We start from the raw sequence: 13,024 nt of genomic DNA on the forward strand, positions 1-13,024 counted from the left end.
CAAAGAGTAACCGCTGCGTCCGGTAGCCTCAGCGCGTGACCGGCTCTTTCACGCTCGCGTACGTCCCAGGTGTGACGCCGGGCAAGTGGGCACGGGTCTGGGAGGAACGCCTGCCGGAGACCCCGCTGACCCTCGTCCAGGTGACCGCCGCCGAAGCAGGGGCGAAGGTGCGGTCCGGTGAGGCCGACGCCGCGCTGCTGCGGCTGCCCGGCGACCGCGAGGACCTGCACGCGATCCCGCTCTACACCGAGACCAGCGTCGTCGTGTTCCCGAAGGACCACGAGTTCGCCGCGGCCGACGAACTGTCCGTTGAGGACCTGGCCGAGCACGTTCTGTGGCAGCCCCTCGACGACACCCTCGGCTGGGACGTCCGGCCCGGTCAGGCGCCGGTCGAACGGCCGGAGACCACTCTGGACGCCATCCAGATCGTGGCCGCGGGCGTCGGCATGCTGGTCGTGCCGCAGTCACTGGCGCGCCTGCACCACCGCAAGGACCTCAAGTACGTGCCGCTCTCGGACGCGCCGCAGTCCCGCGTGGCGCTGTCGTTCCCGATCCGCGACGAGAACCCCGAGCTGGTCGAGCACATGATCGGCATCGTTCGCGGCCGCTCGGTCAACAGCACCCGCGGCCCCGCGCCGGAGCCCGAGAAGAAGAAGCAGGCGCCCAAGCAGCAACAGCAGCGACGGGGTCCCGCGCCCGCGCAGAAGAAGCAGCCCGCCAAGCGCGCGAAACCCCGTCGCGGTCGCTGAACCTCAGTCGTGCACGGTGATGGCCTGGGCGGGGCAGATGCCCCTGGCCGTCCGCGCGGCCGACTCCGCGTCGCCCGACGGGGTGGCGTCGAGCACGGTGACGAACCCGTCGTCGTCCTGGTCGAACACGTCCGGCGCGGCCAGCACGCACTGAGCCGAGCCGATGCACTTGCCGGTGTCCACACTGATCCGAGCCATGACGATCCTTTCACCAACGCACAGGTAGCTCGTGGAGTCCGAAGAGGACTCCGTCGTACTTGAACCGCAGCTCGTCCAGCGCGACGCCGAGCTCCAGCGTCGGAATGCGCCGGAACAGGCCGCGGTAGGCGACGTCCATCTCCAGCCGCACCAGGTTCTGCCCGAGGCACTGGTGCACGCCGTACCCGAACGCCACGTGCCCGGTGGCCGAACGGGACGGGTCGAACTCGTCCGGCCGTTCGAACATCTCCGGGTCGTGGTTCGCGCCGGCCACGAGCGGCACGATGCCCTCGCCCGCCTTGACGAGCTGGCCGCCGATCTCGACGTCCTCGATCGCCACCCGCAACGCGACCAGGTCCGCCACCGAGTGGTAGCGCAGCAGTTCCTCGATCATGCGGTCGTCGTCGATCCACTGCTTCTGCTGCAACAAGGTGACGACACCGAGCGAGATGTTGTTCGCCGTCGTCTCGTGGCCCGCGATCAGCAACAGCATCGAGACGCCGGAAAGCTCCTGCGGCGTCAGCAGACCGCCCTGCAGCAGCTTGCTGATCAGGTCGTCGCCGGGACGCTTGGACTTGATCGTGATCAGCCGGTTGATGTAGCGCAGCAGGTGCTCGGACGCCTTGTCCCGCTGCTCGTCGGTCGACATCAGCGTCACCAGGACCTTCGTCTTCTCCTCGAAGAAGTCGCGGTCCACCTTCGGCACGCCCAGCAGCGCGGAGATCACCAGCGACGGGACCGTCAGCGAGAAGTCCTCGACGAGCTCGGCCGTGGTGCCCTTGGCCAGCATCTGGTCGATGGCGTGGTCGACGATCTGCTCGACCGCCGGGCGCAACGCCCTGATGCGGCGCACCGTGAACTCGGGGATCAGCGCCTTGCGGAACCTGTTGTGGTCCGGCGGGTCCAGCGACACGAACCAGCCCGGCACGTCGTCCGCGGACGGCGCGCCCACGGTCCGTGATGGCCGCGGAAACCCCTCGTGCGTCGGGTTGGAGCTGATGCGCGGATCGGTGAGGACCGCGCGCACCTCCTCGTGCCTGGTCACCAGCCACACCGTCTCGCCGGACGGCAACGCGGCCTTCGTCAGGCCGGGTTTCGTGCGGAACCCCTCGTACTCGGGAGGAGGGAACGGCACGCCGGGGCGGCGCATCATGAACGGGACCAGGTCAGTGCTCGTCATGTCTCATCCCTCGTAGAACCGGCGGACCTGCGCCACGATGTGGTCCTGGTCGTCCTCGGTCAGCTCGGCGTGGGTGGGGAGGTACAACCCGTCCTCGGCGAACCGGTTCGCGTTCAGCGTCGGCCACACCGGGTCGAGATAGCCGGGCTGCCTGCTCATCGGCTTGAAGAACAGACGGGTCTCGATGCCGTTGTCCGCCAGGAAGGTCCTGAGCTCCTCCCGGCGTTCCGCGCGCAGGTCGTACATCCACAACACGTCCCGCGGCGGCATGAGGGTGATGCCGGCGATGCCGCGAAGACCCTCGTCGTACCGCTTCTCGATCTGCGCGCGCGTCGCGATGATCTCGTCGAGGCGTTCGGTCTGCGCGAGCGCGACCGCGGCCTGCAGGTTGGTCATCCGGAAGTTGTAGGCGAGCTTCTTGTGCAGGAAGCTGTGGTCGCGGGTGAACGCCATGCCGCGCAGGTGTGCCATCTGCCGCGCCAGGTGCGGGTCGTTCGTGACGCAGACACCGCCCTCACCCGAGGTGATGACCTTGTTGGCGAACAACGAGAACGCGGCGATGTCCCCGGTCGGCTTGACGCCGTGCGCCTCGGCCGAGTCCTCGACCACGCGCAGGTTGTACTCGTAGGCCAGTTCGAGGATCGGCTCCATGTCGCACCGCCGGCCGTAGATGTGCACCGGCATGATCACCTTCGTGCGCGGGGTGATCTTCTCCTCGATCTTCGTGACGTCGATGTTGAGGTCGTCCGCGCAGTCCACGAAGACCGGGGTGGCGCCGGTGTAGGTCACGGCCCACGCCGAGGCGATCATCGTGAACTCGGGCACGATCACCTCGTCGCCGGGACCGACGCCCAGAGCCCTCAGCGCGAGCGTCAAAGCCGTTGTGCCGGAAGAACAGGCGACGCCGTACCTGACGTCGTTGTAGGCGGCGAAGGCCTCCTCGAACTGCGGCACGTAGGGACCCTGCGAGGAGATCCAGCCGTCCGTCACGGCCTTCGTCGTGTACTCGAGCTCGTTGCCGCGCAACGAAGGCATCGAGACGGGATAGCGGTAGCTCATCGTCAACTCACTTCGAGGCCAGTGCGGGCAGAGAGAGGATCAGGTCGGCGGCCGTCTTGCGGCCCCCGGCGGAGTGCTGCAGCGCCGCGAGACGTTCGGCGTTCTCGGTGAACGACGGGTCGTCCAGGACGCGGGTCAGCTTGTCTGCGACGTCGTCCGGGTCGACGATGTGCGGCTGGTCCAGGGTCAGCCCGACCCCGAAGCTCGTGGCGCGGATCGCCTGGTCGTAGCAGTCGACCCACAGCGGCCGTGACACCATCGGCTTGCCGAAGTAAATGCTTTCGGTGTAGGCGTTTCCGCCCGCGTGCGTGAAGAACAGCTTGACGTTGGGGTGCGCCAGCACGTCGAGCTGCGACGGCACCCACGTCTCGATGCGCAGGTTGCCGGGAAGCGTGGCGGGCAGGAACTCCTGCTGGTCGCGCGGCAGCTTCCACAGGACCGAGTGCCGGCCGTCGAGCCTGTGGGCGACCTGGACGAACGCCTCGACCTGGTCCCGGGTCAGCCGCGTGATCGTGCCGAACCCCATGTAGACGACGGACTTCTGCGCGTCCAGCCACGTGCCCAGCTCGCCGGGCTCCGCCTGGGGGAGCGGGGGCACCAGCGCGCCGACCGTGCGGATCTTCTCCGGGACGTCGAACGGGTAGTCCATCTCCGGGATCGAGTAGCACAGCACCATCTCGGCCTGCTCGACCCGCGCGAACTGGCCGAATGCCTTGGGAGAGATGCCCAGCTCGGCGATCACCTTGGCGTTGCGCGCGTTGCGGTCCTTGTTGTCCTTGGTGAACGCGGTCGCGAGCGTGCGCCAGCCGAAGAACCTGTTGGCCCACCGTTGTGTCCAGGACATGTCAGCGGGCAGACCGGTGTGCGGGCGCGGAAAGTCCTTCGGCGTGTAAGTCGGACCGATCGGGATCGCGGACGTCACGAGGTTCGACGCGACGAACGGGTTGCTGATCACGTACGGGATTCCCTTGGTGATGGCGACCTCGTAGCCGAACATGCACATCGACTCGACGATCATCAGCGCCGGTTCGATCCTGTCCACCAGCTCCGCAAGCGTGCGGTACTTGGGAATCCGCTGCTCCGGCCGGTTCGTCTGCTCGATGACGGCCTTGCGCGCCTTGAACCGCGACCGCTGCGTCACCTTCGCGTAGACGTCGTCCGGCCAGGTGACCGAGGACATCTCCGGGATCACGTCCCCCAGCGAGAAGAACTCGATCGGTGAACCGACCGCCGCCGCCTCGACCTCCTCGCGACCCTTGTCGTCGGTGGCGAACCACAGGTTCTCGACACCGCGGCGCGACAGCTCCTCCGCTAGCACGAGCATCGGGTTCAGCAGGCCGCTCTCCGGCAGACTGACGAACAGGATCGGCCGCTGGCTCATGGACTTCACCCTTCGGACTGACGCCTGATGACCGCGAGCCTGCCGGACCTCGAGGTGCCCTGTCCCAGAGCGGCGGTCTTCTCGAGAAGAAGACCTAGTGTTCGAAAGCACCGGTACTCCAGGAGAACACCTAGAACCGGCGCGTATCGATTTGAGGGGGATGCGTTCGCCTGCGACGCTCGGTGCCGACCCGTCATGCCCGCGCTGCTGGGGGAACGTGGTGGTGCCTCATCAGCACACACCGCGCTGCGGCACGACGGCTTTCCTGGCGAGAGGTACATCATCATGACCGGGACGTCTGACAACAGCATGACCAAGGCGAGGCTCGCCGGCCTGATCGAGCGGGACGACCAGTGGGCCACCTTGGAGACGTTGTTGGCGGACTCCCTGTCAGGATCTGGAAGGGTCGCCCTGCTCACCGGCCCTGTCGCGTCGGGGAAGACCGAGTTGCTGCACGCGTTCGGTGAGGCCTCCGGCGCCGGCTTCGTCAAGGCCACCTGCTCGGCGTTCGAGCGGGATCTGCCGTTCGGGGTGGCGAGCCAGATCTTCCACCCCCTGGACGCGCCGGAGGAGGTCGGCGAACTGCTCGACGCCGCCGCCCGCAGTGCTGACGGTCCTTCCGCCCGCCAGCTGCACGCGTTGTGCCTGGCGCTGCTGGATCTCACGGCCGAGACGCCACTGGTGATCGGCATCGACGACGTGCAGCACGCCGACTCGTCGTCGCTGCACTGGCTGCTGTACCTGATCCGCCGGATCGGCCAGGCGAAGGTGCTGCTGATGCTCAGCGAGACCGCCTCGCCGCGCGCCGCGCACACCGCGCTGCACACCGAGTTGTTGCGCCACCCGCACTGCCGTGACGTCCAGCTGGCGCCGCTGGGGTCGTTGGACGAGTTGTTCGAGGCGCCGGTGCACGCCGTGGACGCGATGGCGTTGTCCGGCGGGAATCCGTTGCTGGTGCGGTCGTTGCTCGACGACCAACGGCTCTGCAAACCGCGCGACGACGGCGGTCTGGTGATCGGCCCCAGCTACCGGCGCGCGCTGGTCAGCTGTCTGCACCGCAGCGACCACCACGTGCTGCCCGTCGCGCGGGCGTTGGCCGTGACGGGGGAGCAGGCGACGCGCGAGTCGTTGGGGCGCCTGGCCCGCGCCGACACCGAGACCGTGGCGTCCGCGCTGGACGTGATGAACGAGGCCGGGCTGCTGTGCGACGGCTGGTTCCGCGACCCGGCCGCTCGTGGAGCCGTGCTGGACGATCTGTCCACTCAGGACCGCAAGGAGATGTACCTCGGCGCGGCGTTGTTGCTGCACGACGAGGGCGCGCCCGCCACCGAGGTCGCTCCCTACCTGGTGATGGCCGACCACTCCGAGAACCCGTGGATGGTGCCGGTCTTCGTGGAGGCCGCCGAGCACGCCCTGCGCGACGAACAGATCGACACCGCGTTGCGCTACCTGGAACTGGCTCATCGGGCGTGCGTCGAGGTGCACGGGCGCGCGGCGATCGCGGCGAAGCTGGTGCGGGTGGAGTGGCGGGGCAACCCGTCCGCGGCCGGCAGGAGGCTCGGCACGGTGATCCCGGCGATGCGAGCCGGACAGCTCTCCGACCGGGACGTGACGTCGCTGGTGCAGCCGATGCTGTGGAACTGCCAGGTCGACGAGGCCACCGAGGCGATGGACCGGGTCCGGCGCACCACCACGTCGAGCAACGGCCTGCGCGCCATGGAACTGTGGCTCGCCTGCTCGCACCCGACCCTGGCCCGCCGGGCGACGTCCACCCCGGAGGCCGTGAAGACCCGGACGGTGAGCCTGACCTCCGGACCGATGCTGAAGGCCGTCACCTCCCTGGCGAACGTGCTGACGTACGGCAACAACGACGCTTCGGCCACCGACGCCGAGCACGTGCTGCAGGCCGCGCGACCGTCCGACAGCGGCTGGTGGGGCCCGGAGTCGGCGATGCTGGCGTTGCAGGCCCTGGTCTACGCGGACCGGCTCGACGTGGCGGCGCAGTGGTGCGACAAGCTGCTGGACGAGGCGCGGACCAAGAACCTCGCGGTCGCGCGCGCCTTCTTCTCGTGCGTGCGCGCCGAGGTGTCGCTGCGGCGCGGCGACCTGACCACGGCGTTCGAGCACGCCCAGAACGCCCTGGACCTCATGCCCGCCGGCGGGTGGGGCGTGGCGCTGGGCATGCCGCTGGGGATCCTCATCAACGCGGCCACCAAGATGGGACGGCACGAGGACGCGGCGTCGTTCCTGGAACAGCCGGTGCCCGAGGCGATGTTCCAGTCGCGGTACGGGTTGCACTACCTGTACGCGCGCGGCCACCACTACCTGGCGACGTCCCGGCACTACGCGGCGCTCGCGGACTTCCTGTCCTGCGGCGAGCTGATGACGTCCTGGGGCGTGGACCAGCCAGGGGTGGTGCCGTGGCGGACGTCGGCCGCGGAGGCGTGGCTGCAGCACGGGGCGAACCGGGACGAGGCCAAGCGGCTGATCAACGAACAGCTCGCCCGGCTGGGCCCGGAAGCCTCGCGCACCCGCGGGGTGGCGTTGCGGTTGCTGGCCGCCACCAACCAGCCGCACAACCGGCCGCAGCTGCTGCAGGACGCCGTGGTGATCCTGGAGGAGTACGGCGACCAGTACGAGCTGGCCCGCGCGTTGGCCGATCTGTCCAAGGCACACCAGGCCTTGCGGGAACACCGGCGCGCGTGGACCGTGGCTCGGCGGGCGTGGCACGTGGCGAACGTCTGCGACGCCGCGGAGTTGTGCGAGGAGTTGCTGCCCTCGCGGGGAAAGGCCGACGGCGAGGACGCTCCGGCCGAGGAGAAGCCGGCCGATCCGATCGCGACGCTGACCGACGCGGAACGGCGGGTGGCCGCCCTGGCCGCGGTGGGCTACACGAACCGGGAGATCGCGTCGAAGCTCTACATCACGCCGTCGACCATCGAGCAGCACCTGACCAGGGTGTACCGGAAGCTGAACGTCAAGTACCGCAAGGATCTCCCGGCGGATCTGCACTCGTACCTGCCCAGCACGGCCTGATCCTCCACTGAGGACGCCGCGCTTTCACTCGATCGTGTCCGCTCTCGCCCGTTATCAAAACGTGATCTTGCGGTAGTGTCGAACACATGAGCGAACCGGACCCGTGCCTCCTCTCGACTGACGAGCTGCTGAACAGCGTCGTCAGTGAGGTCGTGGAGATCAGGGTTCGTGAGCACGCGGTGCTGCGGAAGCTCGCTGAACTGGACCGTCGCGGCGCGGCCGCCGAGCTCGGGTACAAGGACCTGCCGCAGGTGCTGCGGCACGCGGTCCGCTGGGACCTGAAGACCGCCCGGCAGTGGCTCGCGAACGCGCACGCACTGAGCCACGACATCACCCCGACGGGCAGCAGGCTGGAGCCGGAACTCCCGATGACCGCCGCCGCGGTCGCGGACGGCACGCTCTCCGCCGACCACATCTCCGCCGTCGCCGAGGTGATGAAGAAGCTTCCCGCCGCGGCCGAGGCCCCGGTGGTGGAGTTCGCGCAGGCTCATGAGCCGAGCGCGGTCCGCTCCTTCGGCAGGGAACTGGCCTACCGCCTGTACCAGGACGACCCGGAGCCCCGCGACACCGAGCCCGCACCGCCGACGAACCAGCACATGATGCGCTGGAAGGGCGAGTGCCTGGAGATCTGGGCGAAGCTCGACAAGATCACCGGCGCGAAGTACGAGGCTCTGATGGACCCGCTGGCCAAGCCACGCCCGGAGACGCCTGAGGAAGGCCCGGACCTCCGCACCCGCTCCGAACGCGAGGGCGACGCGCTGGCCGAGCTCGTCGACCTGATGCTGCGCGCCGACCAGCTGCCCGAACACGGTGGCGAACCGGTCAGCCTCACCCTGACGATGCGCTACGAGGACCTGGTGAGCCAGGAGGGTCAGGCGATGCTCGACAACCGCGAGCGCATCCCGGCCGCCGAGGCCCGTCAGCTCGCCTGCAACGCCGGCATCATCCCGCTGGTCCTGGGCGAGCGCTCCCAGCCGATGGACATCGGCCGCAAGGCCCGCACCTTCCCCGCCGCGATCCGCCGCGTGCTGGTGGCCCGCGACCAGGGCTGCGCCTTCCCCGGCTGCGAGCGCCCGCCGAAACACTGCGACGCCCACCACGTCCGGTTCTGGTCCAACGGAGGCGAGACCTCCGTCGGCAACGCCGTGCTGCTGTGCCGCAACCACCACCGCCTGATCCACCACAGCGAGTGGGAGATCAGGATGGTGCAGGGCCTGCCGCGGTTCTACCCACCGGGCTGGCTGGATCCGGACCGTGCCGCCCGCCGCAACGTGCTGCACACCTGGACAATGCCGCAACCGCGCTCACGCCCGGCTCCAGTTCTGGTCTAGCGCAACGGCAGCTGCGCCTTCAGGTCGTTCACCAGTGCGGGCAGGTCGGCCCGGTCCGCGGCGAACCCGAACACGTAGTAGTCGGGCCGCACCAGCGCCGCGACCTTCCTGTACCCGGCCAGCCAGGGCAGGTAGAGCCGCTCGACGTCCACGACCTCGTGCGCCCGAGCGATCTTCGGCGGAATCCCGGCCGGCATCACCCGCACCAGGTGCGTCCCCAGCGACTTCAGGAACTCCAGCTCGTCCTCGCCCAGCGCCTCGTACGGGTCGAGCGTCGTGATCAGCTGCCACCCGCGTCCGACGACGTCGTCGAACCGGTCCCGCTGGGTTCCCCGCGCCACCACGCCCTGGGGCGAGAGTTCGCCGTGCGGCAGGGTGATGTCCGGCGTGCGCCGGACGATGCCGTCCTCCAGCGCGTAGGCGGACGGCGCGAGGTCCACACCTTCGGGCTTGGCCTGCATGGCGATCAGGAACGCGTCCCGCCGCGCGGCGGCCACCGGGTCGAGCTCCGACACGATCTTGCCCACCTCGATGGACATCTCGATCGTGTGCCGCACCTGCAGGGCACGCTCGGCCTGGTACGCGTCGAGCAGAGAGTCAGAGGCCAGGTCCCGCAGCACCAGGTCGAGCTTCCACGCCAGGTTCACCGAGTCGCGGATGCCGGAACACATGCCCTGGCCGGCGAACGGCGGCATCAGGTGCGCGGAGTCCCCGGCCAGCAACATCCTGCCGTTGCGCCACTTGTCCGCCATCGCCGCCTGGAACGTGTAGACGATGTTGCGCGTCAGGTCGGCGTTCGCGGGGGTCACGTCATAGGGCGCCAAGAGCTCCCACATGCGCTCCACGGTGGACATCTCTTCGATCGACTCGCCGGGCAGCCGCATGAACTCCCAGCGCCGGTGCCCGCGGCCGGACGCGACGATCGTCGTCGGCCGGGCCGGGTCGCACACCTGCACGTCGTTCGGCCGGAACGCGCGCTTCTCGTGGAAGACGACGTCGACCAGCAGCCAGTCGTGCTTGAAGTTCAGGTCGATCATCCGCGAGCCCATGACGTCGCGGACGAAGCTGTTGGCGCCATCGCACCCGATCACGAAGGCCGCCGTGACGTCACCCTCGTGGTCCGGTCCGGGCGCGGTGATCGACACGTGCGAGCCGTGGTCCCGCACCGCCTCCACCTTGTGCCCGAACAACGTCGTGATGTTCGGCAGGGTCAGCACGTGTTCGCGCAACGCCCGTTCGAACGTCGGCTGGTGCATCACGGTCGCGATCGGCCAGCCGTCGCGGCCGGGCTCGTACGGTGCCTCGAAGCTGAACAGTTCGCGGCCCTCGGCGTTCTGGAACATGTACTGCCCCAGGGGTTCGCCGAGTTCCATCAGGTCGGCGCCGATGCCGGCCGAGGCGAACGAGCGGGCGGTCTCACCGTCGAACGCGACCACGCGCGGGAAGGGGTACTGGCCGCGGTACTTCTCCAGCAGAACGACCCGCCATCCCCTGTGCGCGAGGAGGATGGACAGAACGAGGCCGACCGGGCCGCAGCCGACTACCGCGACGTCGGCGGTGTGTGACTTCATCAGTTTCCCTGTCTGCCTGGGGGAATCAGAACACCGAGTCGATCACTCCGAGCGCCTGTTCGGGGTTCAGCCGCGGGTCGCAGAGGGTCTCGTAGCGCGCGGAGAGAGCGTTCTCGTCGGGGACGGACCCGCCGACGCACTCCGTCACGTCCGTCGCGGCCACTTCCAGGTGCAAGCCGGCCGCGTGCGCGCCCTCGGTCTCGAGGATGTGCCGGAACGCCGTGGCCTCCTCGATGATATGGGTGACATGTCGAGTCTTTCGCCCAGATTCGGCCGTGACCGTGTTGCCGTGCATGGGGTCCGAGATCCAGACGACGGGGTGGCCGGCGCGCCGCACGGCGCGCACGATCAACGGCAGGGCGACGTGGACGTCCTCGCGGCCCATGCGGACGATGAGCGTCAGACGGCCGGGCGTGTGGTGCGGGTCGAGCAGCTGGCACAGCCGCACGACGGTCTCGGGGTCGGCGGTCGGGCCGACCTTCACACCGATCGGGTTCGCGATCGCGGAGAACATGTTGACGTGCGCGTTCTCCAGCTGGCGGGTGCGCTCACCGATCCACGGGAAGTGCGTCGAGGTGAGGAACTGCTCGCCGGTGCGCTCGTCGGTGCGAATGAGCGCGTTCTCGTAATCCAGCACCAATGCCTCATGAGCTACCCACGGGCCACCGGACAGTTCCTCGGCACTTCCCGACCAGTGGGCGCGCACTTCTCGGATGACGGCGGCCGACGCGTCGTAGGCCTGCAACATTCGCTCCGGATCGTGCCTGCGGGCGAAAACGCCGGGCTCGGACGAATTGACCAGCTCACCGCGGAACGACGGCAGATCGACTCCGTCGATCGTTTCGAAGTTGCTCGAACGGGGCTTCGCGTACTGCCCGGCCATGCGTCCGAAACGAGCCACTTGCTGCCCGGTTCGTTCCGCCAGCCGAGACGCGATGCGCCCGATGTTGCGCACCTTTCGGGAAGTTGTCACCTGGTCGGCGTCCGAAAACGATTCCGCGCAGTCGCCGAGCTGCAGGACACGCGCCTCACCGAGCGCGGCGAGACCCAGGGCACGTTTCGCCTCGCGAATTTCGGAATGCGCGACCAAGGGGAGCGCGCCGGACAGTTCGGCTTCGATCAGGTCGTAGTCGGGGTGGTGGTGCCAGTGCGGCTGCTGCGTCGCCGGCAACGTCATCCACGGGGCCGCCGTCTGCGTCTGCGTGAACTCGGTCAGCTTCACCGTCTGAGGCATTGTTCTCGCTCCTGTCTCTGGTTCGGCCGGACGAGTCAGGCGATGACGCCCTCGATCTCCACGAGGAGATCGGCGCGGCAGACGTCGACGTTCAGGTACTGGACGCGGGCGTTCGGGGAGAAACGCTCCTCGCACATCCTGCGGACCGTGGGGATGTCGGAGCGGTGGCGGACGTACACCTTGATGTTGTCGAGGTTCAGCAAGGAATTGCCCTGCTTGATCTCGTAGTCCGCCAGGTTCTCGTCGGAGACGAGGTGCTCGATGTTGTCGAGCGACAACGTCACCTGCGCCACGATGTCGCCGTCGTGCAGGGTCTCGTGGCCGCGGATGCTGGCGGTACCGGCCACGTAGATCTGCCCTGACCTGCGGTCGGTGTGCGTGGCGGCGAGGTAGGTGGCCCGCGCGAACTTGGGTGGGCGCGGACCGTACTGCCGCGGGTAGTGGTAGGCGGCCATCTGCTTGGAGTTCTCCACCGACGTCAGCGCGGCGGAGCGGGAGGCGAGGAAGTAGAACGCGATCCCGCCGCCCTGCGAGCCGATTCCGGTCGCGCTCGGGACCTCCTTGTCACCGAAGTGGAAGAGTTCGAACGCCTCGGCGCGGCCCTTGCAGAAGTCCCGGTAGATCTCCAGGCCCTCGGCGTTGTCGCCGTTGATGTCGTTGAGGAAGTTCCACATGCGGAAGCAGTTCTTGTAGCCGAGGCCGTCCATCAGGTCGAGCGCGGCGACGTAGGCGGCGCGGGTGTCCTCGGTGTAGCGGCCCGTCGGGGCGATCCGCCCGGCGACGAGGAGGTACTCGCCGTCGTGGGCGTAAACGACGCCGTGGTGCTCGCCGGTCTCGACGGTGCCGGTGGTCGTCCACACCTCCGCGAATGCCTCGCCGAGGTCGCTCGCCATGTGCAGGTCGAGGGTGAGGAGGCCATTCTCGACGCGCGGGTCGGTGCACTCGGTCGTGTAGTTGACAACGCCGAGAACGTTTCCGGTGGCCGCGACGTGGCTGACTTCGGTCAGGCCGGTGAACACCGAGCCGGGAAGGTTCACCTTCTGCTGCGCCTGAGTCATTGGAATGCCCCTCCGAGGAGTAGGTAAAGAATTTTGCGAAGTGAAGCCGAATTATTGTTTCCGGCTGCTCTTCCGGGCCGGTGATCAAAGATTAGCCACCGGGCGGGCTCCGCAAAACGGCTGCGCCAGGAGAAAGCACTTTCGGCCGGATGATAGGGGGGTCCTAGGGGGGTGCTAGGGGATTTCCTACTTACCGGCGAGATGAGGCCGAGGCTAGCATCGCTCGA

The 13,024-nt window shown here is 68.4% G+C and carries 10 protein-coding genes; 3 read left to right on the forward strand and 7 right to left on the reverse strand.

Features of this window, described 5'->3' with window-relative positions; genetic code table 11:
* The first annotated feature begins 35 nt into the window (after positions 1-35).
* Positions 36-749: a LysR substrate-binding domain-containing protein gene (locus ACIQF0_RS03435; RefSeq protein ID WP_401023962.1), complete on the forward strand. Its 714-nt coding sequence runs from the start codon at positions 36-38 to the stop codon at positions 747-749.
* Positions 750-752: 3 nt separating this feature from the next.
* Here the strand turns inward: ACIQF0_RS03435 and ACIQF0_RS03440 are convergent, their stop codons facing one another.
* The 4 genes from ACIQF0_RS03440 to ACIQF0_RS03455 are packed head-to-tail and all read right to left on the reverse strand — an operon-like array spanning position 753 to position 4,567.
* Entirely contained in the window at positions 753-947 is a 195-nt protein-coding gene (locus ACIQF0_RS03440) for a ferredoxin (protein WP_401023965.1), read from the reverse strand.
* 10 nt (positions 948-957) lie between these two features.
* On the reverse strand, positions 958-2,127 hold the full coding sequence (locus ACIQF0_RS03445; protein ID WP_401023968.1) for a cytochrome P450: 1,170 nt from the start codon (positions 2,125-2,127) through the stop codon (positions 958-960).
* 3 nt (positions 2,128-2,130) lie between these two features.
* On the reverse strand, positions 2,131-3,186 hold the full coding sequence (locus tag ACIQF0_RS03450; protein WP_360030660.1) for a DegT/DnrJ/EryC1/StrS family aminotransferase: 1,056 nt from the start codon (positions 3,184-3,186) through the stop codon (positions 2,131-2,133).
* Positions 3,187-3,193: 7 nt separating this feature from the next.
* Complete coding sequence (locus ACIQF0_RS03455) at positions 3,194-4,567, reverse strand: glycosyltransferase (RefSeq protein ID WP_401023972.1); 1,374 nt, start codon at positions 4,565-4,567, stop codon at positions 3,194-3,196.
* Between the two features lie 285 nt (positions 4,568-4,852).
* Here ACIQF0_RS03455 and ACIQF0_RS03460 point away from each other — a divergent pair, with 285 nt between their 5' ends.
* Entirely contained in the window at positions 4,853-7,603 is a 2,751-nt protein-coding gene (locus tag ACIQF0_RS03460) for an AAA family ATPase (protein ID WP_401023974.1), read from the forward strand.
* 86 nt (positions 7,604-7,689) lie between these two features.
* Positions 7,690-8,934 carry a DUF222 domain-containing protein gene (locus ACIQF0_RS03465; RefSeq protein WP_401023977.1) on the forward strand — a complete coding sequence of 415 codons (1,245 nt, stop codon included), beginning with the start codon at positions 7,690-7,692 and terminating at the stop codon, positions 8,932-8,934.
* On the opposite strand, the gene ACIQF0_RS03470 is transcribed toward ACIQF0_RS03465, so the two are convergent.
* The 3 genes from ACIQF0_RS03470 to ACIQF0_RS03480 are packed head-to-tail and all read right to left on the reverse strand — an operon-like array spanning position 8,931 to position 12,797.
* Positions 8,931-10,505, reverse strand: coding sequence for a bifunctional 3-(3-hydroxy-phenyl)propionate/3-hydroxycinnamic acid hydroxylase (locus ACIQF0_RS03470; RefSeq protein ID WP_401023979.1), 1,575 nt, complete (start codon positions 10,503-10,505; stop codon positions 8,931-8,933). The two genes, ACIQF0_RS03465 and ACIQF0_RS03470, sit on opposite strands and share 4 nt — an antisense overlap.
* A 25-nt stretch (positions 10,506-10,530) precedes the next feature.
* A complete protein-coding gene (locus ACIQF0_RS03475; protein WP_401023981.1) occupies positions 10,531-11,739 on the reverse strand; it encodes a 3-deoxy-7-phosphoheptulonate synthase in 1,209 nt (402 codons plus the stop codon).
* A 35-nt stretch (positions 11,740-11,774) separates the two neighbouring features.
* On the reverse strand, positions 11,775-12,797 hold the full coding sequence (locus ACIQF0_RS03480; protein WP_360030648.1) for an FkbO/Hyg5 family chorismatase: 1,023 nt from the start codon (positions 12,795-12,797) through the stop codon (positions 11,775-11,777).
* Positions 12,798-13,024 lie beyond the last annotated feature (227 nt).

Origin of the sequence: Lentzea sp. NPDC092896, from assembly GCF_044754905.1 — a bacterium.
Lineage (GTDB): Bacteria > Actinomycetota > Actinomycetes > Mycobacteriales > Pseudonocardiaceae > Lentzea.